The organism is Nocardioides deserti, assembly GCF_014266025.1.
GTDB lineage: Bacteria > Actinomycetota > Actinomycetes > Propionibacteriales > Nocardioidaceae > Nocardioides > Nocardioides deserti.
Genome location: NZ_JACMYC010000003.1, coordinates 412,721 through 436,423, shown reverse-complemented (window position 1 = coordinate 436,423; position 23,703 = coordinate 412,721). Strand labels below are relative to the sequence as shown.

22 protein-coding genes, 1 other RNA gene and 1 pseudogene are annotated in these 23,703 nt (G+C 73.1%); 14 read left to right on the top strand and 10 right to left on the bottom strand.

Annotation, left to right across the window (positions count from 1 at the left end; all coding sequences use genetic code 11):
• Positions 1–4 precede the first annotated feature (4 nt).
• Positions 5–2,056, top strand: a complete 2,052-nt coding sequence (locus H7344_RS07635) for a SpoIIE family protein phosphatase (RefSeq protein ID WP_186345482.1) — start codon at positions 5–7, stop codon at positions 2,054–2,056.
• Positions 2,057–2,246: 190 nt separating this feature from the next.
• Here H7344_RS07635 and H7344_RS07630 read toward each other — a convergent pair whose 3' ends face one another.
• Genes H7344_RS07630 through H7344_RS07620 form a run of 3 tightly spaced genes read right to left on the bottom strand, consistent with a single transcriptional unit; the run spans position 2,247 to position 5,098 of the window.
• Complete coding sequence (locus H7344_RS07630) at positions 2,247–4,241, bottom strand: beta-propeller domain-containing protein (RefSeq protein WP_186345403.1); 1,995 nt, start codon at positions 4,239–4,241, stop codon at positions 2,247–2,249.
• On the bottom strand, positions 4,238–4,843 hold the full coding sequence (locus H7344_RS07625; protein ID WP_222130353.1) for an RNA polymerase sigma factor: 606 nt from the start codon (positions 4,841–4,843) through the stop codon (positions 4,238–4,240). Before H7344_RS07625 ends, H7344_RS07630 begins: the two co-directional genes overlap by 4 nt.
• A 54-nt stretch (positions 4,844–4,897) precedes the next feature.
• Positions 4,898–5,098 carry a hypothetical protein gene (locus H7344_RS07620; RefSeq protein WP_186345489.1) on the bottom strand — a complete coding sequence of 67 codons (201 nt, stop codon included), beginning with the start codon at positions 5,096–5,098 and terminating at the stop codon, positions 4,898–4,900.
• Between the two features lie 54 nt (positions 5,099–5,152).
• Between H7344_RS07620 and H7344_RS07615 the strand changes: the two are divergent.
• Positions 5,153–5,572: pseudogene (locus tag H7344_RS07615) on the top strand (transposase); the annotation flags it as partial.
• Positions 5,573–5,690: 118 nt separating this feature from the next.
• Here H7344_RS07615 and H7344_RS07610 read toward each other — a convergent pair.
• From H7344_RS07610 to H7344_RS07600, 3 genes are all read right to left on the bottom strand, one after another.
• Positions 5,691–6,761: an acyl-CoA dehydrogenase family protein gene (locus tag H7344_RS07610; RefSeq protein WP_186345402.1), complete on the bottom strand. Its 1,071-nt coding sequence runs from the start codon at positions 6,759–6,761 to the stop codon at positions 5,691–5,693.
• Between the two features lie 106 nt (positions 6,762–6,867).
• Entirely contained in the window at positions 6,868–7,248 is a 381-nt protein-coding gene (locus tag H7344_RS07605) for a hypothetical protein (RefSeq protein ID WP_229707057.1), read from the bottom strand.
• A gap of 104 nt (positions 7,249–7,352) precedes the next feature.
• On the bottom strand, positions 7,353–7,892 hold the full coding sequence (locus H7344_RS07600; protein ID WP_229707058.1) for a MarR family winged helix-turn-helix transcriptional regulator: 540 nt from the start codon (positions 7,890–7,892) through the stop codon (positions 7,353–7,355).
• 104 nt (positions 7,893–7,996) lie between these two features.
• Between H7344_RS07600 and H7344_RS07595 the strand changes: the two genes are divergently transcribed.
• Positions 7,997–8,842, top strand: coding sequence for a sulfurtransferase (locus H7344_RS07595; protein ID WP_186345401.1), 846 nt, complete (start codon positions 7,997–7,999; stop codon positions 8,840–8,842).
• Between the two features lie 197 nt (positions 8,843–9,039).
• Here H7344_RS07595 and rnpB read toward each other — a convergent pair.
• Positions 9,040–9,439, bottom strand: an RNA gene (gene rnpB / locus H7344_RS07590) — RNase P RNA component class A.
• Positions 9,440–9,499: 60 nt separating this feature from the next.
• On the opposite strand from rnpB, the gene H7344_RS07585 reads away from it, so the two are divergent.
• The 4 genes from H7344_RS07585 (at position 9,500) to H7344_RS07570 (ending at position 11,781) form a co-directional block, all read left to right on the top strand.
• Positions 9,500–9,952, top strand: a complete 453-nt coding sequence (locus H7344_RS07585; RefSeq protein ID WP_186345400.1) for a tetratricopeptide repeat protein — start codon at positions 9,500–9,502, stop codon at positions 9,950–9,952.
• An 18-nt stretch (positions 9,953–9,970) separates the two neighbouring features.
• Entirely contained in the window at positions 9,971–10,204 is a 234-nt protein-coding gene (locus H7344_RS07580) for a hypothetical protein (protein WP_186345399.1), read from the top strand.
• Between the two features lie 3 nt (positions 10,205–10,207).
• A complete protein-coding gene (locus H7344_RS07575) occupies positions 10,208–10,504 on the top strand; it encodes a hypothetical protein (protein WP_166193166.1) in 297 nt (98 codons plus the stop codon).
• Positions 10,505–10,602: 98 nt separating this feature from the next.
• Complete coding sequence (locus tag H7344_RS07570; RefSeq protein ID WP_186345398.1) at positions 10,603–11,781, top strand: glycosyltransferase; 1,179 nt, start codon at positions 10,603–10,605, stop codon at positions 11,779–11,781.
• On the opposite strand, the gene H7344_RS07565 is transcribed toward H7344_RS07570, so the two are convergent.
• The 3 genes from H7344_RS07565 to H7344_RS07555 form a co-directional block, all read right to left on the bottom strand.
• The gene (locus tag H7344_RS07565; RefSeq protein WP_186345397.1) at positions 11,768–12,931 is read right to left on the bottom strand and encodes a PQQ-dependent sugar dehydrogenase; all 1,164 of its coding nucleotides are present in this window, start codon (positions 12,929–12,931) and stop codon (positions 11,768–11,770) included. The two genes, H7344_RS07570 and H7344_RS07565, sit on opposite strands and share 14 nt — an antisense overlap.
• A 39-nt stretch (positions 12,932–12,970) precedes the next feature.
• Positions 12,971–13,825 carry a 3-methyl-2-oxobutanoate hydroxymethyltransferase gene (gene panB / locus H7344_RS07560; protein ID WP_186345396.1) on the bottom strand — a complete coding sequence of 285 codons (855 nt, stop codon included), beginning with the start codon at positions 13,823–13,825 and terminating at the stop codon, positions 12,971–12,973.
• Positions 13,826–13,926: 101 nt separating this feature from the next.
• Positions 13,927–14,424 carry a VOC family protein gene (locus tag H7344_RS07555; protein ID WP_186345395.1) on the bottom strand — a complete coding sequence of 166 codons (498 nt, stop codon included), beginning with the start codon at positions 14,422–14,424 and terminating at the stop codon, positions 13,927–13,929.
• 71 nt (positions 14,425–14,495) lie between these two features.
• Between H7344_RS07555 and H7344_RS07550 the strand changes: the two genes are divergently transcribed.
• The 7 genes from H7344_RS07550 (at position 14,496) to H7344_RS07520 (ending at position 23,688) form a co-directional block, all read left to right on the top strand.
• Entirely contained in the window at positions 14,496–16,565 is a 2,070-nt protein-coding gene (locus H7344_RS07550) for an NAD(+) synthase (RefSeq protein ID WP_222130352.1), read from the top strand.
• 181 nt (positions 16,566–16,746) lie between these two features.
• Complete coding sequence (locus H7344_RS07545) at positions 16,747–17,367, top strand: hypothetical protein (RefSeq protein ID WP_186345393.1); 621 nt, start codon at positions 16,747–16,749, stop codon at positions 17,365–17,367.
• A gap of 54 nt (positions 17,368–17,421) precedes the next feature.
• Positions 17,422–18,759 (top strand): type I glutamate--ammonia ligase, encoded by a 1,338-nt coding sequence (glnA, locus tag H7344_RS07540; RefSeq protein WP_186345392.1) that lies wholly within the window; start codon positions 17,422–17,424, stop codon positions 18,757–18,759.
• Positions 18,760–18,761: 2 nt separating this feature from the next.
• Entirely contained in the window at positions 18,762–19,187 is a 426-nt protein-coding gene (locus H7344_RS07535; protein ID WP_186345391.1) for a hypothetical protein, read from the top strand.
• Positions 19,184–19,918, top strand: a complete 735-nt coding sequence (locus H7344_RS07530; RefSeq protein ID WP_186345390.1) for a type 1 glutamine amidotransferase — start codon at positions 19,184–19,186, stop codon at positions 19,916–19,918. Before H7344_RS07535 ends, H7344_RS07530 begins: the two co-directional genes overlap by 4 nt.
• Positions 19,915–22,890 carry a bifunctional [glutamine synthetase] adenylyltransferase/[glutamine synthetase]-adenylyl-L-tyrosine phosphorylase gene (locus tag H7344_RS07525; RefSeq protein ID WP_186345389.1) on the top strand — a complete coding sequence of 992 codons (2,976 nt, stop codon included), beginning with the start codon at positions 19,915–19,917 and terminating at the stop codon, positions 22,888–22,890. Before H7344_RS07530 ends, H7344_RS07525 begins: the two co-directional genes overlap by 4 nt.
• A 9-nt stretch (positions 22,891–22,899) precedes the next feature.
• Positions 22,900–23,688 carry an isocitrate lyase/PEP mutase family protein gene (locus H7344_RS07520; RefSeq protein ID WP_186345388.1) on the top strand — a complete coding sequence of 263 codons (789 nt, stop codon included), beginning with the start codon at positions 22,900–22,902 and terminating at the stop codon, positions 23,686–23,688.
• The last annotated feature ends 15 nt before the right edge of the window (positions 23,689–23,703 follow it).

Here is a 23,703-nt window from a genome sequence, read left to right as displayed (position 1 = left end):
GCAGATGCGGTCGGACGCGACCGGCGGTGCACCGACACCTGCCGTCGACGAGGTCGCCGAGCGGGTGCGCTGGGAGCTGGCCGTCTCGGCCGCGGGCATCGGCGCGTTCGACTGGGACCTGGTGACCGGCGAGCTGCGGTGGGACGACCGGCTGCTCGAGCTGTTCGGCGTCCGGCGCGACCACTTCGGCGCCACGATCGAGGCTTTCCACGCCCTGGTCCACCCCGAGGACCGGCCGCGCGTCACGGAGGCGCTGCGGATCGCGGTCGAGAGGTGCGGTGAGTACGCCGCGGAGTACCGCGTGCTGCGCCCCGACGGGACGACCTGCTGGGTGGTCGCGCGCGGCCGGGCGCTGGCCGGACCGGACGGCCGCGCCGAGCGCGTGCTCGGGGCGGCGTTCGACAACACCGCCGTGCAGGACGGCGAGGCGCGGGTGCAGCGGGTGCTCGAGGCCATGCCGACGGCGTTCTTCCACCTCGACCGCGAGTGGCGGTTCACCTACGCCAACCGGGTTGCGCACGAGCTCCTCGGCGGGGTCACCCGCCAGCTCGCCGGCGGCGTGATCTGGGAGCTGTTCCCGGCCGCGGTGGGCAGCGACTTCGAGCGGCACTACCGCGACGCGGCCACCAGCGGGGAGCCCGTCACCTTCGACGCCTACTACCCGCCGCCGCTCGACGCCTGGTACGAGGTCCGCGCCTGGCCCACGCCGGACGGGCTCTCGGTCTACTTCAACGACGTCACCGACCGGCACGCCGCCCAGGTGCTGCTCGCCCGCGACAGCAGGCGCACCGCGATGCTGGCGGCGGTCTCCGAGGCCCTCACCGGCACCCTGGACCCCGAGGTCGGGGTCGGCCGGCTGGCGCAGGTGCTGGTGCCCGAGGTCGCCGACTGGTGCGTGGTCACCCTGGTCTCCGAGTCGGCGCGCACGGACTGGCGCGAGCGGCTGCGCGACGTCGGGTGGTGGCACGTCGACCCCGCCCGCCGTCCCGACCTCGACCGGTACGCCGAGCTCCGCGTCTCCTCGCTGACCGACGCCTCGTTCGTGGCGCGTGCGCTGTCGTCGGAGGTCCCGCTGCTCATCTCCTCGGGCGCGACGGAGGCCATCGAGCGCGTCCTCGTGCCCGGTCCGGCGCGCGAGCTGGTCCAGGGGCTCGGTCCGGGCTCGGCGGTGATCGTCCCGCTGCACGGCCGCGACCGCACGGTCGGGCTGGTCACGCTCTTCCGCGACGCCGGCCGGGCGACGTTCGACGAGGAGGACCTCGCGCTGGTCGGTGAGGTCGCGGCGCGCGCCGGCGTCCACGTCGACAACGCCCGCCTCTACGCCGAGCAGCGGGACCTCGCGGCCACGCTGCAGCGCAGCATGATGACCGACCCGCCGCCGTCGGAGACGCTCGAGCTGGTCGTGCGCTACGAGGCCGCGGCGCAGGCCGCGCAGGTCGGCGGCGACTGGTACGACGCGTTCCACCAGCGCGACGGCTCGACCGTGGTCGTCATCGGTGACGTCGTCGGCCACGACGTCGACGCGGCCGCGGCGATGGGACAGATCCGCAGCCTGCTGCGCGGCATCGCCGTGCACACCGGCGACGGGCCGGCCGCCGTCCTCCACGGCGTCGACGAGGCGATCGAGGTGCTCGACCTGGCGACGACGGCGACCGCCGCGATCGTGCGCTTCGAGCCGGGCGACGACGCCGCCACCACGCGGGTGCGCTGGTCCAACGCCGGGCACCCGCCGCCGGTGGTCATCGACGAGACCGGGCAGGTGCACTTCCTGGCCGAGGACCAGGCGGGGCTCCTGCTGGGGCTGCAGCCGGACACCGACCGGACCGAGTCGGTGGTAGCGCTGCGCCGCGGCTCGACGGTCCTGCTCTACACCGACGGGCTCGTCGAGCGGCGCGACCAGTCGATCGACGTCGGGCTCGCCCTGCTCGCCGAGCGGCTCGCCGCCCTGGTGCGCGAGGAGCGCGACCTGGAGACGTTCTGCGACGAGCTGCTGCGCCGGATGCTCCCGCCGCGGCGCGAGGACGACGTCGCGCTGGTCGCGGTCCACCTGCGCTGACCGGGCCGGCGTCGAGGGACACGGCCCGGGGACCCCATGCCAGCCCCCGAGCCGTGCCCGCGCGCCGGCGTCGCCGCAGCAGGGTGAGCGTTCACCCTCGCTGGCGTCGTTCGGCGCCGACCCACTAACCGCCTGGGTCGGGCCGATACCCACCCCTCGGAGTGGTCTCAGTCGGTGGTCGACCAGTGGGTCATGTCGGCGGGCCGACGTCGAGGTACGACGCGTCGTCCTCGGTCACCAGCACCACCCGGTCCCCGGCCAGCGGCACCAGCCGCACCGCGTCGACGTCGTCGCCGCGCTCGGCGAGCACCAGCTCGTTGCTCATCCGCCCGTCGGCCAGCCGGAGGACCGACACATGGCCGGCGCGGCCGTGCGCGACGACGGTCACCACCGTGCGGATCCCCGGCAGCCACGCCAGCTGGCGCGGGTCGGTCGCGACGCCGGCTCGCGAGCCGGGGGCGTAGTCGACGGTGTCCAGGCGGCGTACGTCGGTGAGGTCGGTGACGTCGAAGAGGCCCGCCTGCGCGCCCCAGGACGTGCGGCCGCCACGGGCGGGGACGGGACCCTCGCCGACGCCGAGGAGCCGGCGCTCGCCGAGCGGGTGGAGGTAGGAGCTGAAGCCGGGGATCTTGAGCTCCCCGAGCATCGCCGGCGCGGCGGGGTCGGAGAGGTCGATGGTGTGCAGCGGATCGACCTGCCGGAAGGTCACCAGGACCGCCAGGTCGTCGAACCAGCGGACGGCGGTGATGTCCTCGCCCGGCGCGATGTCGTCGAGCCGCCCGACCTCGAGCAGCTCGTCGCCCTTGCGTCGCAGGGTGACCACCGCGTTGCCGCGCCCGGTCTCGGAGGTGGGGGAGAGGGCGAGGCGGAGCACGCCGTCGACCTCGTCCATCGCCCAGCGGTCGCGGACCGCCCCGTCGACGCGGCCGGCGCCAGCGTACCGCGTTCCGGTGCCGTCGAGCTCGAGGTCGAACACCTGGGTCGTGCCGTCGTCGGCGGTCGGGACGACGCGGCTCGTGCACACGGCGCGCCAGGCGCCGGGGCCACAGCCGTCCCAGCCCCAGCCGGACGTCGTGGCGAGGTAGAGGTGGTCGGACGAGGAGTAGGTGGTGGAGGCGTCGGCCGCGATCGCCGTGACGTCCCAGGCGGCGACGTCGTCAGCGGCGAACCCGAGCACCGTCGTGGTGCCCAGCGGGGCGCTCGTGCTGGGGATCGCGACGTCGGCGCAGTCGGAGAGCTGCTCCTCGGGGCCGCGGTCGACCGACGCGCGGGGCAGCCAGTCGGCGATGGTCGTGTCGGCGACGAGGGCGCGGTTGCGCCGCTGCGCCTCGGCGGACGTGACGCCCCGGCGGCGGTTCGGCTGGACGAAGTCGAGCTCCGGCAGCCCGGTCGAGATCACCAGGCGGAGGTCGTCGCCGTGCTGGCGGGCGGTCACCACCGGGGACGTGAGGTCGACGCGGGTGCGGGGCTCCATCGCGGCCGGGTCCGTGACGTCGACGGTCTGCACACGGTCCTCGCCGACCACGACGACGGTGTCCCCGGCGAGCAGGATCTCGGCGTCAGCGGTGCCGGTGAGTGCCACGGAGCCGATCCGCTCGACCTCCGGGCCCGTGACGTCGTACGACGTGAGCCGGCCGTCGGCGTACCGGTAGAGCACCTCGCCGTCGGTCTTGACCAGGTCCGGCTCGTCCACGCCGGCCTCCTGGACGTTGGTGCCGGTGTCGCTGCTGGTGGCTCGGGTGACCTTCGCGGCGGTCCGATCGGCGAGAGCCATCCGGCCCGCGTCGAAGCCGCCGCGCGGGATCGCGCCGCCGTTGAACTCCGTTGCCAGCTCCGTTGGCCAGGCACCCTCCCAACCCCAGGGGCCGACCAGCTCCTGGCCGGTCGCGGCGTAGTGCTCCAGCAGCGCCTCGCACGACCCGGCCGCGACGAGCGCGCCGGAGAACTCCGCGACGTCCCCGCCTCCGCCCGCACCCGACGTACCTCCCGGGTCCCGGGGGCCGCCCGTGACCGACGTGCCGGCGACGAACGCGGCGGCGAGCGCGCCCAGGGCGAGCACGGTGCCAGTGGAGCGGAGCAGGGGGCGGCGCCACGACCGCTGCTCGGGGCGCGCGGCGCGGAGGATGCGGTCGGTGGGGGCGGGGCCGACGGGGACGTCGTCCCAGAGGCGCTCGAGATCGGTCACGAGGAGGTCCTCCCGGTCAGGTCGGCGAGGTGGTGGTCGGTGGCGAGCTGCGCGAGCGCGCGGGAGAGCCGGCTCTTGACGGTGCCGGGGGCGACATCGAGTGCTGCGGCGGTCTGGGCCTCGGTGAGCTGGACGAAGTAGCGCAGCACCACCACGTCGCGGTTGACCTTGCTCAGCCCGCCCAGCGCGCGGTGCACGGCGTCGGTCACCTCGACGGCGGCGTGCGGGTCGTGCGACCGGTGCCTGTCGTGCTCCGGCACGTCGGCGCGGGAACGCTCGCGGCGCCAGGGTCGGCGGTGGCTGTCGCGGACGGTGTTGACGAGCATCCGGTAGACGTAGGCCTCCCGGTTGTCGGCGCCGGTCACCTTGGTCCACGACCGGAAGCACTTGACGAGCGTCGCCTGCGCCGCGTCCTCCGCGTCGGGCAGCCTGCAGCCCAGGAACACCGCCGCGCGCACCAGCGTCGGCCACGCCTCGTCGGCGTACGCCGCGAACTCCGTCTCGTCCATCACGGGGTAGACGCGGCCCGAGCTGCTCGGGGTTCCGTCCCGCTCGGACTTCCTGCGGCTCGCGTGCACGGGTGCGCCGGGCCCCCGTGGCATCCGACCACTACCCACGCTCCGGCGGCGCGAGGTCCCCTGGTCCGGGCTGCCCGGCTAGGCCGCCGTGCGCTCGCAGTAGAGCGAGACGACCATGTCGCCGGACAGGTCGGGGAACCCGGTCGTGTGGTTGACCACCCGCCACCCCTCGTCGAGCATCGTCAGCACGCTGTCCGGCAGCTCGAAGGCCGTCGCAGTGCCCGCGGTGGGCATCTCCGGCGCGGTGATGCGGACCAGGACGAGTCGGCGTTCGGTCATGGCGCGAGCCTACGGACGCCACGCACCCGCCTCCCGTTCGGATCCGCCTCACGCTCGTCGGTGCTCACCGACAAGCAGTGCGACCGACTGCAGTCGCTCTTCGTCGACGACGCCCACGTCGAGGTCGAGGCGACCTGGGGCGTCTACCAACGGATGATCGGCGCCAACCGGCACGAGGATCGGCGCCACGGTCGCGGAGCTGATGGACAAGTGATCACGGACCTCAGCCGGTGTGCCGAGACGCTGGCCGAGTTGATCACGCTGGGCCGGACACTGAAGAAGCGAGCCGAGGAAGTGCTCGCCTACGTCGACCGCCCAGGCACATCCAACGGCCCGACCGAGGCGCTCAACGGGAGGCTTGAGCACCTCCGCGGCAGCGCCCTCGGTTTCCGCAACCTCACCACCTACATCGCCAGATCCTTGCTGGAGACCGGAGGCTTCAGACCCCAACTCCTACACCCTCGAATGGGATGAGCCAGCTTGATCGTTCGCCCGGCGACTGTGACAGCGCGCGATTGCGTCCGTGCAGGGGTTGCCGACGATCCGCGAGCCGGGATGTGGTCGGTGGCGGCCCAGCAGGCACGAGTGCCGGTTACAGCCGACCGGTCCCGATCCCTTCTCGACCGAGTTCGAGGAACAGCTGACTCTCGGTCGGCGTCTGGATGGGCAGGAAGGCCGCCTCGCGGTGTCGACGTGCGGTCGGGCTGGTAGCGAGGAACCCGGCCCCGCCGGCGAGGCGGACCTCGAGGGCGACGGCCGCGCCGGCGACCTGGGCCGCGTGAAGGCGGGTTCGGACGATGTCAGAGATCGGCGGGTTGCGGCTGTTGTCGAGTGCGTCGAGCGCGGTGCGAACGGTCTCGGTCAGGGTCGCCGTAGTAGCGGCGAGCGTGCTGTGCTCAGTCAGATGGGTGGGTGCGGCGCGGTGCAGGCCCTCGGCTCCTGCGGTGATCGCCGCGTCGGCGAGGCCGAGGCAGTAGGCGGTCTGTAGCAGGAGCAGCCTGGGCTTCATGGCACGCATGTAGCCGGTCAGGTCGTCGCTGATGACGGCACCGGAGGGGATGCGTGTGCCGTCGAGCTCGACGGTCGAGGAGGCGGTGCTCTCGAGAGCCAGGAGGGGCAGCGGGGCGCCGAGGCGGACGGTGGGGTCGCGGCCGTCGACGGCGAGCACGAGCGGGTCGCCGCCGGCTGGGTCGGCGGAGCGTGCGGTGAGCACGAGCACGACGTTGTCGTCGAAGAGGTTCGAGGCCCAGGGGATGCGACCGTCGAGGACGAGCGTGACGTCATGGCGGCGATAGGTGACTGGCAGGTCGCCGAGGCCGGCGAGGTACTTGATCGTCGGCGCCATCGCAGTGGAGCCCCATGCGGTCGGCTGGCGCAGCCGCGTCGCGTGCTCGGCCAGCAGCGCGGTCGGGGCGGCGCGGAGGCACTCGAGCACCATGGCGTGGGACCACAGGCTGAACGCTGCGGCGAGGTCGGCTCGGGCGACGCCCCGAATCAGGTCGAAGGTCGCGCGGAGCGTCGGAGCATCGATCAGGCCGCGGGCCCCGAGGTGGCGCAGGAGGTCGCTGGAGCCGTGGCGGTCGCCGCCCGCGGAGTCGGCCGCACGCTGATCGAAGAACAGGCGGATCGCCGCAGCTGACGTGCGGTCGTGATCGTTCGGCATGTCAGTTCCTTCATCTTGCCTCCGCGCACTGCGGCTTCTGTCAGCCGCTTGGGTCACTTGCCTGTGCAGCCTGTGCGCCGGCGCCCCGGCTGGATATGCCAGCTACTCAGCGCAGGACGAGGAACAGGCCCACCGCTGTCGGGACCACGAATCCGGCCACGACCCACCACGAGGCGAGGGGCTTCTTGTGGATGGCCAGCGCGGCGACGACGGCGATGGCACCGAAGGCGCCGGCGATGATGGTCAACCCGATCTCGGAGGCAAGGCTGGGGTTGGGCAGGAACATCGCGGCCAGGATTAGTCCCACAGACAGGTGCAGGATGGTCGTGACCGCGAGGCTGGACATCACCCACTGCTGGACGCGGATCATCCTGGCGTCCTCGAGGTAGGGATTGTGCGTCGGCTTGGGGCCGTTGGGGTCCATCAGGTGCCGGCGGCGCTTGTCCGGGCGAGGTGCCTCGGTTGGCCGTTCAGAGGTGTTGCTCACGTGTGTGCTCCGGGCGCTGGTCGTGGTTCCGTGGCTGGTTGCAGGGTGGGCGGGCCGACCTTGCTAGGGGTCCACTCGCCGTTCGAAGTGCCGATGTCGGCGGTTCAGCCCGCATCGGTCACGCCGCCGCCCGCTGAGGAGGAGGCGTCGCCGCGTGTGGTGTCGGCGTCGGGTAGCCGGCTGGCTGCGGCAATGACGCGTGTCAGCGCGACGTGGAGCTCGACGAGCTCCGGGACGTCGATGCCGAGCCGTTCGACGACTGCCGGCGGAATCTTCTCGGCCTCCGAGCGCAGGTCGCGGCCGGTGTCGGTGAGCTCCACAACGAGGACCCGCTCGTCCTCGGCACTGCGGCGGCGGGACAGGTAGCCGAGCGCTTCGAGCCGCTTGAGCAGCGGTGACAGCGTCGCGGGGTCCAGGTGCAGCGAGGTGCTGAGGTCCTTGACCGACCGCGGCGAGCGCTCCCACAACGCCAGCAGGACCAGGTACTGCGGGTGCGTGAGCTGCAGCGGTTCCAGGAGAGGCCGGTACACGCCGATCACCGATCGCGACGCGACCGCGAGCGCGAAGCAGACCTGCCGGTCCAACGCCAACGGATCGGCATCGAAGTCGGGCACCGCCGCCAGGACGTCCTCACCGTTGCTCACGGATGCGAGTCTACGCCCACTATGGGTTAGCGTGTGAATCGTTAGCACCCCAACTATTTGTGCTGTCTATGGCGAATATGCCGGGCAGCGTCGAGGAGCACCTCATGAGCCGCACCGATGTCCTGGTCGACGCCGACTGGGCCGAGAACCACCTGAACGACCCCACTGTCGTCTTCGTCGAGGTCGACGAGGACGTCTCTGCCTACGACACCGGCCACATCGCCGGCGCCGTCCGACTCGACTGGAGTACCGAGCTGCAGGAGGACGGCGTCCGTGACGTCATCGACCGCGCGACCTTCTCGGAGCTGCTGTCGGCCAAGGGCATCAGCAACGACGACACCGTCGTGCTCTACGGCGGCAACAACAACTGGTTCGCCGCCTACGCCTACTGGTACCTCAAGCTCTACGGTCACCGCGACGTCCGCCTGCTCGACGGTGGCCGCAAGAAGTGGGAGCTCGACGGCCGCCCACTGACCACCGACGTCACAGAGCGCCCCCGTGCTCAGTACGAGGCCAGCGAGCAGGACCTGAGCATCCGCGCGTTCAGCGACGAGGTCCGCGACGCCATCGGCACGAAGAACCTCGTCGACGTCCGCAGTCCCGACGAGTTCAGCGGCAAGATCGCCGCCCCGGCACACCTGCCTCAGGAGGCCGGCGCCCGGCTCGGCCACGTCCCGACCGCCGTCAACCTCCCGTGGAGCCAGGCCGCGAATGACGACGGCACCTTCAAGAGCGCCGACGAGCTCCGCGCCCTCTACGCCGACGCCGGACTCGACCCTGCCAAGGAAGTCATCGCCTACTGCCGCATCGGCGAGCGCAGCAGCCACAGCTGGTTCGTGCTGCGCGAGCTGCTGGGCTACACCAGCGCAAAGAACTACGACGGCTCCTACCTCGAGTGGTCGGCCCAGCCCGAGCTGCCCGTCCACAACCCGCAGGCCACTGACATCTGAGCGCTGACACCGAGCGCTGTTCGTCGACACCCACGTCGCCCAGTTCGCCGCGTCGATCGGGGACGACGTCGGAGGGCTCGCCGCCGTCATCGATCGTCCAGCGGGTCTCGGGTGTCGCGAGGTGGGCCAGCGTCATGACCTCACTCGACTCGAACACGTGTTCGGGCGCTGCTCGACCGGGCGACCGGGGAGTGGTGCGGACGGGCTGGCCTGTAGGCCGGGTTCTGTCCCCGGGCCCCTCGCGGGGCGTCGGGGGGCGACCATCCATCTACGAGCGCCGTTGCCGACGCCCTCCAGCGGTCTACCCGTGCACTCGGGCGGGCAGCCCTCGAACGTGCACGCATCGCGGGCGGACCCACGACTTCTTGACCTTGCTCCGGGTGGGGTTTACCGAGCCGACCCGGTCGCCCGGGTCGCTGGTGGTCTCTTGCACCACCGTTTCACCCTTGCCGCCCGGCCGGAGCCGGGAGGCGGTCTGTTTTCTGTGGCACTGTCCCGCGGGTCACCCCGGGTGGGTGTTACCCACCACCCTGCCCTGTGGAGCCCGGACCTTCCTCGTCGCACCCGGAGGTGCGCCGCGGTCGCCCGGCCAGCCCATCCGCACGGCAAGGATCGCACAGTCCCGACCGCCGCCGCACGCATCGTAGGTTGGGCTGCATGGACGAGCCGAACCAGGAGCCAGAGGAGCTGAAGGCGCCGCCGCTGATCTTCCCGGGCAAGCGCGGCCACGAGTCGGCGTACCGCACCGCCCACGACCTGCTCGCCCGCCGCGCGCCCGTCGAGGCGCTCGCGGTGATCGAGCCGGCGCTGGAGCAGGAGCCGGGCAACACCGGGCTGCGGTCGCTGCGGGCGTGGGCCTACCTGCTGCGCGCCCAGCTCGGCCGCGCCGAGGCGGAGCTGGCCGCGCTGGTCGACGAGAACCCCGACGACGACTGGGCGCGCCACGCGCTGGGTCGCGCGCTCGAGCGCCAGGCGCGGCTGGTGGAGGCGTTGCCCCACCTGCGGTTGGCCGCAGCGATGAGCGGTGACCCCGAGCACGAGGTGGCGGTGCTGCGGGTGGAGCGGCGACTCGCCGAGACCGGCCAGACGTCGTACGACGACCTCACCTGACGCGGGTACCTTGCGGCCATGAGCGTGAGCGAGCCCGAGGAGTACTGGTTCTGCGTCAAGCACCACCGCGTCGAGACCCAGGACAACCTCTGTCCGAGCAAGCACCGGCTCGGTCCCTACCCGTCCGAGGCCGAGGCGGCCCGGGCGCTGGAGAAGACCGAGGAGCGCAACGAGGCCTGGGACAACGACCCGGACTGGAACGACGACGACCCCGACTCGGCGCCCGACCCCGAGCCCGAGTCCGGGGCCTGAGGCTTGGACCTCTCGCGTCGCCGCAAGGTCCGCCCGCACAACCCGAACGCGATCTCGCCGCGCCCGTTCATCGGCATGGGGCTGGTGGCCACCGCGTTCTTCCCGTACGCCGCCAGCGGCCTGCTCGCGCCGTGGTGGGGCGTCGTCCTGCTGGTGCTGGTGTGGCTCGCGTCGTTCGTGCTCGCCTGCGCCTGGTGGACGCCGCACCCCGACCGGTTGCCGTGGCTGGGCGCGGGCGTGCTCGTGCTGTGGTTCGTGCTCGTCAACGCCGGCGGGTTCTTCCTCGGCTGGACCGCCTAGCTCCCGCTCCCACCTGCAGGCGCTGTCCCACCCGGCGCGACGACTGCCTCCCCAGTCTGGGCGATTCGCCGGGACAGGTCCGTTGCGACGCTGGAGCCATGCGCGTGCTCGTCGCCAGCACTGCCGGCTCCGGCCACTTCGGCCCGCTCGTCCCCGTGGCGCGCGCCTGCGTGGACGCGGGCCACCGGGTCGCCGTGGCCGCTCCCGGTTCGTTCGCGCCGGAGGTGGCGCGCAGCGGCCTGCTGCACCTGCCGTTCGACGACGTGCCGCCCGAGCAGCTGGGCGCGGTGATGGGGCGCCTGCCGACGCTCAGCACCGAGGAGGCGAACCGGCTGGTGGTGAGCGAGGTGTTCGGCCGGCTCGACGCCCGGGCCGCGCTGCCGGGGGTCACCGAGGTCGTCGAGATGTGGCGGCCCGACCTGGTCCTGCGCGAGCCGGTCGAGCTCGGCTCGCTCGCCGCGGCGCTCGCGGCCGGCATCCCGCAGGCGGTGGTGGCGGTGAACGTGTCCGCGCTGATGGGCCGGGTGGCGGCGTACCTCACCGAGCCGCTGGGCGAGCTCGACGGGCTCGTCGGCCTCCCGCCCGGCACCTGCTGCGCGGCGGTGCGCGGGGCGACGACGTTCACGAGCGTCCCCGCCACGCTCGACGACGCCTGCGGGGCGCGCCTGACGAGCGGGCCGCTGCACCGCTACCGCGAGACGCCGCCGGCCCCGATGGGCGTGCTGCCCGAGCGGTGGGGCGACCCGGACCACCCGCTGGTCTACGTGTCCTTCGGGTCGGTGGCGGCCGGGATCCCCATGCTCGCCGCGATCTACGCCGCCGTCCTCGAGGCGCTCGCCGACGAGCCGGTGCGCGTGCTGATGACGACGGGCAACGGCCTCGACCCCGCCGCCCTGCGCGTGCCGGGCAACGCGTGCGTCCAGCGGTGGTGGCCGCAGGCAGAGGCCCTCCAGCACGCCGCGGCCGTGGTCGGCCACGGCGGGTTCGGCACGACCATGGCGACGCTCGCGGCCGGGGTGCCGCAGGTCGTGCTGCCGCTCTTCGCCTCCGACCAGTTCCTCAACGCCGAGCACGTCGCCGCGTGCGGCGCCGGCGTCGCGGTCGCCGGTGGCGTCGGCGCCGCCGGCGCGCTGCCGGCGGCGCTCGCGGCGGTGCTGCACGAGGAGCAGTACGCCGCCGGCGCGCGCGCCGTCGCCGACGAGATGGCCGCGCTGCCGTCGGTCGCCGACGTGGTCCCGCTCCTCGAGGGGCTCGCCGGCCGGGTCAGCGCGGGCTGACGCGCAGCAGCCGATCGCGCCCGGAGCCGTTGTCGGTGGTGACGAGGAGGTCGCCGTTCGGGGCGTTGACGACCGAGCGGATCCGGCCGTGCTGGCGCAGCGCCGCGGGGGTCCGGGAGCCCTTCAACCGGCCCTTCGCGTCGAAGCGCAGGAACAGCACGCGCTCGCCCTTCTGCACGCCGACGGCGAGCATGCCGGCGTACGCGCCCCAGCGCTTGCCGCGCACCCACGCCGCGCCGGAGGTGGCGATGGTCGGGGTGCCCGAGCGCCAACGGGCGCCGCGCTGCTTGCCGGGCAGCGACTGGTCGGTCATCGGGACCTGCTCGTTGTAGCCGGGGACGGGGTGCCAGCCGTAGTCGCCGCCGCGCACGAGCTTGTTGACCTCGTCGTCGCGGAAGCTGCCGTGCTCCACCGACCAGATCGAGCCGTCGGCGCGCTGGGCGAGGCCCTGGACGTTGCGGTGGCCGTAGGTGAGGACGTAGCGCTTGTTGCGGTTGCCGGCCTTCGCGAACGGGTTGGCCGGCCACGGCTTGCCGGTGCGGCGGTCCAGCCGCAGCACCTTGCCACCGAGGGACGTCAGGTTGCGCGGGTTCGTGCCGACGGCCGCGTCGCCCGTGCCGACGAGCAGCGCGCCGTTGCGGGCGATGAGCAGCCGGCAGCCACCGTGCCGACCGCTCGAGGTCGGGAGGCCGCCGAGCAGCTTCCGCACCGGCTTGGCCGCGCCGCCCTTCAGCCTCCACGCCATGACCCGCACGTCGCGGCGACCGCCGCCCGCGAACCCGCCCTGGCAGGTGTAGAACCGCTTGGTCTGCTTGAACCGCGGGTCGACCTCCAGCGACATCAGGCCGGTCTCGCCGGAGACCCACACCGACCCGCTCGGGAAGTCCAGCGGTCGGGCCTTCCCGCCCTTGACGACCAGCACCCGGGCGCGGTCGCGCTCGGTGACCAGCATCCGTCCGCCCGAGATCGGCTTGACGTCCCACGGCTTGTCGAGCCCTGCGACCACCGTCCGCACCCGCAGCCCCGGCGCCGCCTTCCCGGCGGGTGCCGCAGGCGCGACCGAGGGCCCGTCCGCGACGAGAGCCCCGGCCGTGGCCGGCGGGAGCGTGAGGACCAACGAGGACAGCAGGCCGACCGAGAGCGCGCGCATGGGGGCGACGCTAGCCGCCGGTCGACCGGGTGAGAAGGCTCAGAAGGTGTGCTCGGGCCCGGGGAACGTGCCGGCCTTGACGTCCGCGGCGTACTCCTGGGCGGCGGCGAGCAGGACGCCGTGCAGGTCGGCGTACTGCTTGACGAAGCGCGGCATCTTGGCGGTCCGGAGGCCGAAGGCGTCCTGCCAGACCAGCACCTGGCCGTCGCAGTCCGCACCTGCGCCGATGCCGATGGTCGGGATCGCGAGCGACGCCGTCACCTCGGCGGCGACGTCGCCGGGCACCATCTCCATGACGACGGCGAACGCGCCGGCGTCCTCCATCGCGCGGGCCTCCTCGAGCACGCGCTTCGCGGCCTCGCCGCGCCCCTGGACGCGGTAGCCACCGAGGGTGTGCTCGCTCTGCGGGGTGAAGCCGATGTGCGCCATGACCGGGATGCCGCCCTCGACGAGCTTGCGCACCTGGGGTGCCATCTCGACGCCGCCCTCGAGCTTGACCGCGTGGGCGCCGGCCTCCTTCATGAACCGGACGGCGGTGAGGTAGGCCTGCTCGGGCGAGGCCTGGTAGCTGCCGAACGGGAGGTCCGCGACGACCAGCGCGCGGCGTGCCGAGCGGGTCACGGCGCGCGCGAGCGGGATCAGCTCGTCGACGGTCACCGGCAGCGACGTCTCGTTGCCGAACACGTTGTTCGAGGCGCTGTCACCGACCAGGAGGACGTCGATGCCGGCCTCGTCGAAGGTCTGCGCGGCGTACTGCTCGTAGGCGGTGAGCATCGTGAACCGCTCGCCGCGCTCCTTCATCTCGCGCAGGTGGTGGGTGCGGACGCGCTTGACCGGTGCGCTCCCGGCCGGCTTCGCCGGTCCGGTGCCGTACGGCGCGGTCTCCTCGCTCATGGCAGGGCTCCCTCGGGGTGTCATCTCGCGGCCTCCTGGTGAGGTCCACGGACCGCTTCCAGGCTAGTGCCGGGGTACCCCGCGAGCGCCTGTGCCGCTGGTCACGCCGGGACTGCCGCGTCGACCGCCGCCTCGAGGTCGGCGACGACGATGCGCCGCATGCCGAGCATCGCCTGCACGGCGGCCTGGGCGCGAGCGGGGTCGGGGTCGGACACCAGCTCGTAGAGCCGGGTCGGCACGACCTGCCACGACAGCCCGAACCGGTCCTTGAGCCACCCGCACATCGACTCCTCGCCACCGTCGGCGAGGAGCGCGTGCCAGTACCGGTCGACCTCGGCCTGGTCGCGGCACGAGATCTCGAAGGACACCGCCTCGGTGAACGGGAACTGCGGCCCGCCGTTGATCCCGCGGAAGGTGATGCCGTCGAGCACGAACTCACCCGCCATCACCGCCCCCGGCTCGCCGGGACCGGCCTCGGTGTAGCGGCTGAGGTGGCCCATCGACGAGCCCGGGAAGATCGACACGTAGAACGCCGCCGCCTCCTCCAGCTGGTCGTCGAACCACAGGCACGGGCTGATGCTGGTCGGGTGGACGGTCATGGCGTCTCCTCGGGTCGGGGTGACACCTCCGACCCGCCGACGTCGCGGGACTCATCGCCGGTGGCCGAGGCATGCCGAGCCGCCGACCTGGGAAACTCGCCACTGTGGACTTCTACTCCGCCTACGCCCACGGGTTCGCGCGCGTCGCGGCCTGCACGATGCCGATCGCGCTGGGGGACCCGGCGGCCAACGCCCGGACCGTCCTCGAACAGGCACGGGAGTGCTCGGAGGAGGGCGTCGCGGTCGCGGTCTTCCCCGAGCTGTGCCTGAGCGGCTACTCCGCGGAGGACCTCTTCCTCCAAGACGTGCTGCTCGACGCCGTGGAGGACGCGCTCGCCGAGATCGTCGCCGCCTCCGAGGACCTGCTGCCGATCATCGTCGTGGGCGCCCCGCTCGCGCACGGCAACCGCGTGCTCAACACCGCGGTCGTCGTCCACCGCGGCCGGGTGCTCGGCGTCGCGCCGAAGTCCTACCTGCCGAACTACCGCGAGTTCTACGAGCGCCGCTGGTTCGCCCCCGGTGACGACCTCGGTGGCACGACCGTCGTGGCCGGCCAGGAGGTGCCGCTCGGCAACGACCTGCTCTTCGCCGCGACCGACGTGCGCGGGCTCGTCCTCCACGTCGAGGTGTGCGAGGACATGTGGGTGCCGATCCCGCCCAGCGCCGAGGCCGCGCTGGCCGGCGCGACGGTGCTGGCCAACCTGTCGGGCAGCCCGATCACCGTGGGCCGGGCCGAGGACCGCAAGCTGCTCGCGCGGTCGGCCTCGTCGCGCTGCCTGGCGACGTACGTCTATGCGGCCGCCGGGCAGGGCGAGTCGACGACCGACCTGTCGTGGGACGGCCAGACGATGGTCTACGAACACGGCGAGCTGCTGGGGGAGACCGAGCGGTTCCCCGACGGCCCGCGCCGGACGGTCGTCGACACCGACCTGGACCGCAACCGCCTCGAGCGGCTGCGCACGGGGACATTCGACGACAACCGGCGTTCGCACGCGTCGTACGCCGACTTCCGCACGATCGAGCTCGAGCTCGACCCGCCGACCGGCGACATCGGGCTGCGGCGCAAGGTCGACCGCTATCCGTTCGTGCCCGACGACGCCGAGCGGCTCGCGCAGGACTGCTACGAGGCCTACAACATCCAGGTCTCCGGCCTCGAGCGGCGCCTGGAGTCGATCGGTCAGCCGAAGGTCGTCATCGGCGTCTCGGGCGGCCTCGACTCCACCCACGCGCTGATCGTCGCGGCGCGGGCGATGGACCGGCTCGGCCGGCCGCGGAGCGACATCCACGCCTTCACGCTGCCGGGGTTCGCGACCGGGGACACCACGAAGTCGTACGCCACCCGGCTCTCGCAGTCGCTGGGCGTGACCTTCGAGGAGATCGACATCACCCCGGCGGCCGCGCAGATGCTGGCGGACCTCGGCCACCCCTACGCGGAGGGGGAGGAGGTCTTCGACATCACCTTCGAGAACGTCCAGGCCGGCCTGCGCACCGACTACCTCTTCCGGCTGGCGAACCACCGCGGCGGCATCGTCCTCGGCACCGGGGACCTCTCCGAGCTGGCCCTGGGCTGGTGCACGTACGGCGTCGGCGACCAGATGTCGCACTACACCGTGAACTCCGGGGTGCCAAAGACGCTGGTGCAGCACCTGATCCGGTGGGTGATCAGCAGCGAGCAGTTCGAGGCGGACACCAACGAGGTGCTCCAGGAGATCCTCGAGCAGGAGATCACCCCCGAGCTGATCCCCACTCGCGAGGACAAGCTGCCCCAGCGCACCGAGGACAGCGTCGGTCCCTACGCCCTGCAGGACTTCACGCTCTTCCACGTGCTGCGCTACGGCATGCCGCCCTCGAAGATCGCGTTCATGGCGTGGCACGCCTGGCGCGACAAGGAGGCCGGCGAGTGGCCGCCGAACTTCCCCGAGCACCGGCGCGCGGAGTACGACCTCGCGGAGATCCGCCGCTGGCTGGTGCTCTTCGTGAAGCGGTTCTTCGCCAGCCAGTTCAAGCGCTCGGCGCTGCCGAACGGCCCGAAGGTCTCCGCCGGCGGGACCATGTCGCCGCGCGGTGACTGGCGGATGCCGTCGGACGCGTCGGCCGCCGCGTGGCTGGCCGAGATCGAGGCGCACGTGCCGGAGGAGTGATCGAGGGGCGGTGTCCCTCAGGGGACTCGCGGACCCCGACCCCCGAGCGGTCGCCGGCAACCCCGGCGGCCGCTCGCGGCATTTTCCTCGGAGCTCGCGTGCAACCGGACGGTCCGCTCGGGCGTCACCTCCTCGCAGACCGGGGCACGGAGTCCCGGCACCGAGCAGAGAGCAGAAGATGATGACGTTCCGCACCGCGGCGGCGATCGCCGCAGCGTCCGTGGCGTTCTCGGGGACGGTCGTGGCGGGCACGTCCGTCGCCGCCCCCGCGAGCACGAGCCCGAGCAGCAGCCCCGGCAGCACCGACCTGACCACGCTGGTCTACGAGGTCCCCGACTGCGAGGGCTGCACCGTCCAGCTGGCCAACGTCCGCCTCCCGGAGGGGGCGGAGCAGCCGGTCGTGTGGCAGTCGAAGGTCAAGCAGGTCGAGGACGGCGAGGTCCGCTTCATGGTGAGCCCCCGGCGCACCTGGGGCATGTCGATGACGATCCGGGCGCCGTGGGAGGGCCACACCGGCTACGTCACGACGGTCGTGCAGCGCTACCGCGGCCAGGCCGTCGGCGACCGGGTGAGCTTCAAGCAGGCGCGCAAGGCGGGCGTCGCGAGCTCGTGCTGGGCCGGCACCCGCAGCGACGAGGCACGCACGAAGGTGGTCGTCCGCAAGGTCATGGTCGACGGGGTGAAGAAGAAGGTGCCCGGCGCCCTCGCCTTCACCCGCGTCACCCAGGACTGGCACGAGCCGATGCGTCGTGCGTACGGCGGCGTGCTGGGCACCCAGGACGCCGACATCTGCCACGACTGACCCGGGCGGGGTGGCGGCGGGCGGGCCGAGGGGGCCCGGCCCTAGGCTGACGCCATGGGCAAGCAGGAAGACTTCGTTCTCCGCAGTCTCGAGGAGCGTGACGTCCGGTTCGTCCGGCTCTGGTTCACCGACGTCCTGGGCTTCCTCAAGTCCGTGGCGGTGGCCCCGGCCGAGCTGGAGGGGGCGTTCGACGAGGGCATCGGCTTCGACGGGTCGGCGATCGAGGGTTTCGCCCGGGTCTACGAGGCCGACATGCTGGCCAAGCCGGACCCGTCGACGTTCCAGATCCTCCCGTGGCGCGGCGAGGGCCCCTCGACCGCGCGGATGTTCTGCGACATCGAGATGCCCGACGGCTCGCCGTCGTACGCCGATCCCCGCCACGTGCTCAAGCGAACGCTGAGCAAGGCGGCCGATCGCGGGTTCACCTTCTACACCCACCCCGAGATCGAGTTCTACCTGTTCAAGAACGCCCCCGAGGCGGGCGAGGAGCCGGTGCCGGTCGACCGGAGCGGCTACTTCGACCACACCGCGCAGTCCAAGGGCGCGGACTTCCGCCGCGAGGCGATCACGATGCTGGAGTCGATGGGCATCTCGGTGGAGTTCAGCCACCACGAGGGCGGCCCGGGCCAGCAGGAGATCGACCTGCGGTACGCCGACGCGCTGACGACCGCCGACAACATCATGACGTTCCGGACGGTGATCCGGGAGGTCGCGCTCGGGCAGGACATCTGGGCCTCGTTCATGCCCAAGCCGTTCACCACCCACCCCGGGTCGGGCATGCACACGCACGTGTCCCTCTTCGAGGGCGACCAGAACGCCTTCTACGAGGCGGGCGCGCAGTACCAGCTCTCCCGCACCGGCCGGCAGTTCATCGCCGGCGTCCTGCACCACGCGCGGGAGATCAGCGTGGTCACCAACCAGTGGGTCAACAGCTACAAGCGGATGATGTTCGGCGGTGAGGCGCCCTCCTACATCTGCTGGGGCCACAACAACCGCTCCGCCATGGTGCGCGTGCCGATGTACAAGCCGAACAAGGGGCAGTCGACCCGCGTCGAGCTGCGCACGATCGACGCCGCCTGCAACCCCTACCTCGCCTTCGCCGCCGTGCTGGCCGCGGGCATGAAGGGGATCGAGGGCGAGTACGAGCTGCCGCGCGAGGCCGAGGACGACGTGTGGTCGCTGACCGAGCGCGAGCGCACCGCGCTGGGCATCGAGCCGCTGCCGAAGAACCTGAACGAGGCGATCACGATCGCCGAGAGCTCCGAGCTGCTGGCCGAGACCCTCGGCGAGCAGGTCTTCGACTTCTTCCTCCGCAACAAGCGCGCGGAGTGGGACGAGTACCGCGGCCAGGTCTCCGCCTTCGAGCGGGACCGGATGCTGCCGGTCATCTGACCGTGGCACGCAACGGGGCCGCCGACGACGCGGTCGTCTACAGCCAGGACCGCGAGCGCCGCCTGCGGATGGCGCTGTACGTCGCGCTGGGCATCGGCGCCGTCGTGGCGGCGTTCGCGGTGTGGATCCTCGTGAGCGTGCTGCCCGACGACAGCGGTGCGCTGACGTACGCCGTGTCGCTCACCGTGGCGGCGGTCGTCGTCCTCGGGGTCACCGGCTTCGCGCTCCGGGCGCTGCCCTCGCGGACGGCCGAGGCCAAGCGCTGGTGCGTCGTCGTCGGCGTGGCGCTGCTGCCGGCCTCGGTGCTGCTGGGCCAGATCGGGTTCGTGACGATCGTCGTGGGGCTCAGCGTGCTGTTCCTCGCGCTGATCGCCGACGACCCCTCGCTCGACACCAAGCCGGGCGTGCCGAAGGGCTACCGCCGGTGACCGGCCCGCGCGTGCTGGTGGTCGAGCACGACCGCGACTGCCCGCCGGCGCTCGTCGGCGACTGGCTGGCCGAGGCCGGCTGCACGCTCGACGTGCTGCGGCCCTACGCCGGCGACCAGGTGCCCGCGACGCTCGACGCGGCCCAGCACGACGCGCTGCTGGTGCTCGGCGGGCCGATGGGGGTCCGCGACGCCGAGCGCCACGCCTGGCTCGCGCCGACGATGGACCTGGTCCGTCAGGCGGTCGCCGCGGGGGTGCCCACCCTCGGCATCTGCCTGGGCCACCAGCTCGTCGCCACCGCGCTCGGCGGGACGGTCGGGGTCAACCCGGACGGGCAGCAGCTCGGCCTGCTCGAGGTCGGCTGGACCGACGCGGCCGTCGACGACCCGCTGGTCGGCGGGCTCACGACCGGCGCCCGGCGCGGCGTGCACTGGAACAACGACGTCGTCACGAGCGTCCCCGACGACGCCGTCGTGCTGGCCCGCACCGCCGACGGACAGGTGCAGGCGGCGCGGTTCGCGCCTGCGGCCTGGGGCGTCCAGCTGCACCCCGAGGTGACTGCCGACGTGCTGCGCCCCTGGGCGGAGGACGACCGCGGGTCGCACGAGGCCCGCGGCATCGACCAGGCCCGGCTGCTCGCCGACATCGAGGTGGCCCGGCCCGAGCTCGAGGCGGCCTGGCGGCCTGTCGCCGAGCGCTTCGCCGAGCTGGCCCGGCAGGACCGCCGGTGAACCGCGCGGCGACCTCGAAGGGGGCCCTGCTCCGGCTGGGGTTCCTCGACGGCGAGGCCGCCGCGGAGCACCTGCGCACGCTCGGCCCGACGGCCGAGGAGCTGCTCCACCTGCTCGCGCGCACCGCCGACCCCGACCTCGCGCTCGCCACGCTCGTGCGGCTCGCCGAGGCGCTCGACGACCCGGGCGCGATGCTCGGGGCGCTCGCCGACGACGAGGGCACCGCCATGCGCGTGCTGTGCGTCCTCGGCGCGTCGGCCGCCCTCGGCGACCACCTCGTCCGGCACCCGGCCCACTGGCGCGAGCTCACCGACCCGACGCTCGGCTCGACCCGCCCGGCGGCGTACGCCTTGCGGGCGGCGCTGCTGACCAGCGTCGGCGCCGACCCCGACGCGCCGGACCCGGTCGCCACCCTCCCGGACGCGGAGGCGCTGGACGCGCTGCGGGTGGAGTACCGCCGGTGGCTGCTGCGCCTGGCCGCCCGCGACCTCGCCCACGCCCTCGGCGTCGACGACACCGCCGCCGAGCTCAGCGACCTCGCGGCGGGCACCCTCGAGGCGGCGCTGGCCGTCGCGCGGCAGCGTGTGGGGGATCAGGCGGCGCTCACCCGCCTGGCCGTCATCGCCCTGGGCAAGTGCGGCGGCCACGAGCTGAACTACGTCTCGGACGTCGACGTCGTCTTCGTCCACGAGCCGGCCGAGGGAGCGGACGACCACGCCGCGCTCCGTGCCGCCACCCAGCTGGCCGGGAACCTCATGCAGGTCTGCTCCGACCAGACCGGCGAGGGCACGATCTGGCCCGTCGACGCCGCCCTGCGCCCGGAGGGCAAGGCCGGCCCGCTCACACGGACGCTCGCCAGCCACCAGGGCTACTACGAGCGGTGGGCGAAGACCTGGGAGTTCCAGGCGCTGCTCAAGGCACGCCCGGTCGCCGGCGACCAGGAGCTCGGCAAGGCGTACACCGCCATGGTCGCGCCGCTGGTGTGGAGCGCGGCCGAGCGCGAGGGCTTCGTCCCCGACACCCGGGCGATGCGGCGCCGGGTCGTCGAGCACATCCCCGCCCGCGAGGCCGAGCGGCAGCTCAAGCTCGGCTCGGGTGGGCTGCGCGACGTGGAGTTCGCCGTGCAGCTGCTCCAGCTCGTCCACGGCCGCGGCGACGAGTCGATCCGCGCGACGGCCACGCTCAGCGCGCTGGCCGACCTGACCCGTGGCGGGTACATCGGCCGCGAGGACGGCGAGGCGCTGCACGAGGCCTACGCGTTCCTGCGCACGCTCGAGCACCGCATCCAGCTCTTCCAGCTTCGGCGCACCCACGTCGTGCCCGACGACGAGGAGGCCATGCGCCGGCTCGGGCGCAGCGTCGGCTACCTGCGCGACTCCGCGGCCGCCCTCGACAAGGAGTGGCAGCACCACCGCCGCGAGGTGCGGCGGTTGCACGAGAAGATCTTCTACCGCCCGCTGCTGGAGGCGGTCGCGGCGATCTCCGGCCCCGGCGTGCGGCTCTCGACCGAGGCGGCGGGGGTGCGGCTCGCGGCGCTCGGCTACCTGGACGCGAAGGCCGCCCTGCGCCACCTCGAGGCGCTGACGACCGGCGTCTCCCGCAGCGCGAACATCCAGCGGGCGCTCCTGCCGGTCATGCTCCAGTGGTTCGCCGACGGGCCCGACCCCGACGGCGGGCTCTTCGGCTTCCGGCGGATCAGCGAGGCTCTCGGGGACAGCCCGTGGTACCTCAAGACGCTGCGCGACGAGGGCCAGGTCGCCGAGCGGCTCGCGCAGGTGCTGTCCCGCTCGCGTTACGCCACCAGCCTGCTCGAGCGGGAGCCGCAGGGTGTCCGGCTGCTCGGCGAGGACCTCACGCCTCTCGGCGGCGAGGCGCTCGTCGAGGAGATGTGCGCGGCCGCCCGCCGCCAGCAGGACCCCGAGAAGGCGGTGCGCGTGGTCCGGGCCGTCCGCCGCCGCGAGCTCTTCCGCATCGCCGCCGGTGACCTCGTCGGGCTCACGCCGGTCGACACCGTGGGCGCAGCGCTCAGCCGGCTGACCGACGCCACGCTCGAGGCCACCCTCGACGTCGTAGGCCGGGCGGTCCGCGAGCAGCGCGGGCTCGACGAGGCGCCGACCCGGCTGGCGATCGTCGCGATGGGACGGTACGGCGGGTTCGAGCTGTCCTACGGCTCCGACGCCGACGTGCTGTTCGTGCACGACCCCGTGCCGGGCGCCGACCCGCAGCGGGCGTCGTCGTACGCCCAGGCGGTCGCGAACGAGCTGCGCCGCCTCCTCGGTCTCCCCGGCGGTGACCCGCCGCTGGCCGTCGACGCCGACCTGCGGCCCGAGGGCAAGCAGGGGCCGCTCGTGCGCACGCTCGACTCCTACGCGGCGTACTACGCCAAGTGGTCGATGGTCTGGGAGGCCCAGGCGCTGCTGCGCGCCGACGCGGTGGTCGGCGACCCCGAGCTGCGCCGGCGCTTCGAGGAGATGGTCGACCCGCTGCGCTTCCCCGAGGGCGGGATCACCGAGGACGACGTGCTCGAGGTACGCCGCATCAAGGCGCGCGTGGACCGCGAGCGGCTGCCGCGGGGTGCCGACCCGCAGATGCACCTCAAGCTCGGCCGCGGTGGGCTCGCCGACGTCGAGTGGACCGTGCAGCTGCTGCAGATGCGGCACGCGCACGAGGTCGAGGGGCTGCGCACCACCCGGACGATGGCTGCGCTCGACGCCGCCCGGGACGCCGGGCTGATCGACGCCGGTGACGCCGACGTCCTGCAGCAGACCTGGCGGCACGTCAGCCGGGTGCGCAACGCGGTCACGCTGGTGCGGGGGACACCCTCGGACCAGATGCCGCGCGACGCGCGCGAGCGGGCGGCGGTGGCCAGCATCCTGGGCTACCCGTCCGGCGAGACCGACGCGATGGTCAACGACCACCTGCGGCACACCCGACTGGCCACCGCGGTCGTGGACCGCGTCTTCTGGGGGTAACGAGCAGCCATGACCGACCACGCCAGCGCCACCGCCGCCAAGGCGAGCGAGCTTTTCCGCCTGCACCAGGACCGCGAGCTGCTCACCGTCGTCAACGTGTGGGACGCCGTCAGCGCCAAGGTCGTCTCCGGCGTCCCCGGCACCAAGGCGCTCGCCACCGCGAGCCACTCCATCGCCGCCACCCTCGGCCACGCGGACGGCGAGCAGATCCCGCTCGACGAGATGCTCGACATGGTCGGCCGGATCGTGCGCGCGACGGATCTGCCGGTCACTGCCGACCTCGAGGGCGGGTACGGCGACGCACCCGCCACCATCCGCCGGGCCATCGACCTCGGCGTTGTGGGCGCGAACCTCGAGGACCAGCTCAAGCCGCTCGCCGAGGCCGCCCGGCAGGTCGAAAACGTGGTGCGCGTCGTCGACCAGGCCGGCATCGACTTCGTGCTCAACGCCCGCACCGACGTGTTCCTCAAGGCCGGGGACCGGGACCGCGGCGAGGTGCTCGCCGACGCGACCGAGCGCTGCCGCGCCTTCCTCGACGCCGGTGCCCCGGTGGTCTTCGTGCCCGGCTTCCTCGACGAGGACGAGGTCGCCCACCTCGTCGACGTCCTCGGGCCGCAGAAGCTCACGCTCATCGGCCTGCCCGGCCACCCGCCCCTCGCGCGCCTGCAGGAGCTCGGCGTCGCCCGGGTGAGCTTCGGCCCGGTCCCGCAGAACGTCGCCCTCACCGCGCTCCAGAAGATGGTCGAGGACGTCCACCGCGGCGGCACCGCCCCCGAGGACACCCGCCGGCTGAACTGAGCCGCGCCCTCCGCT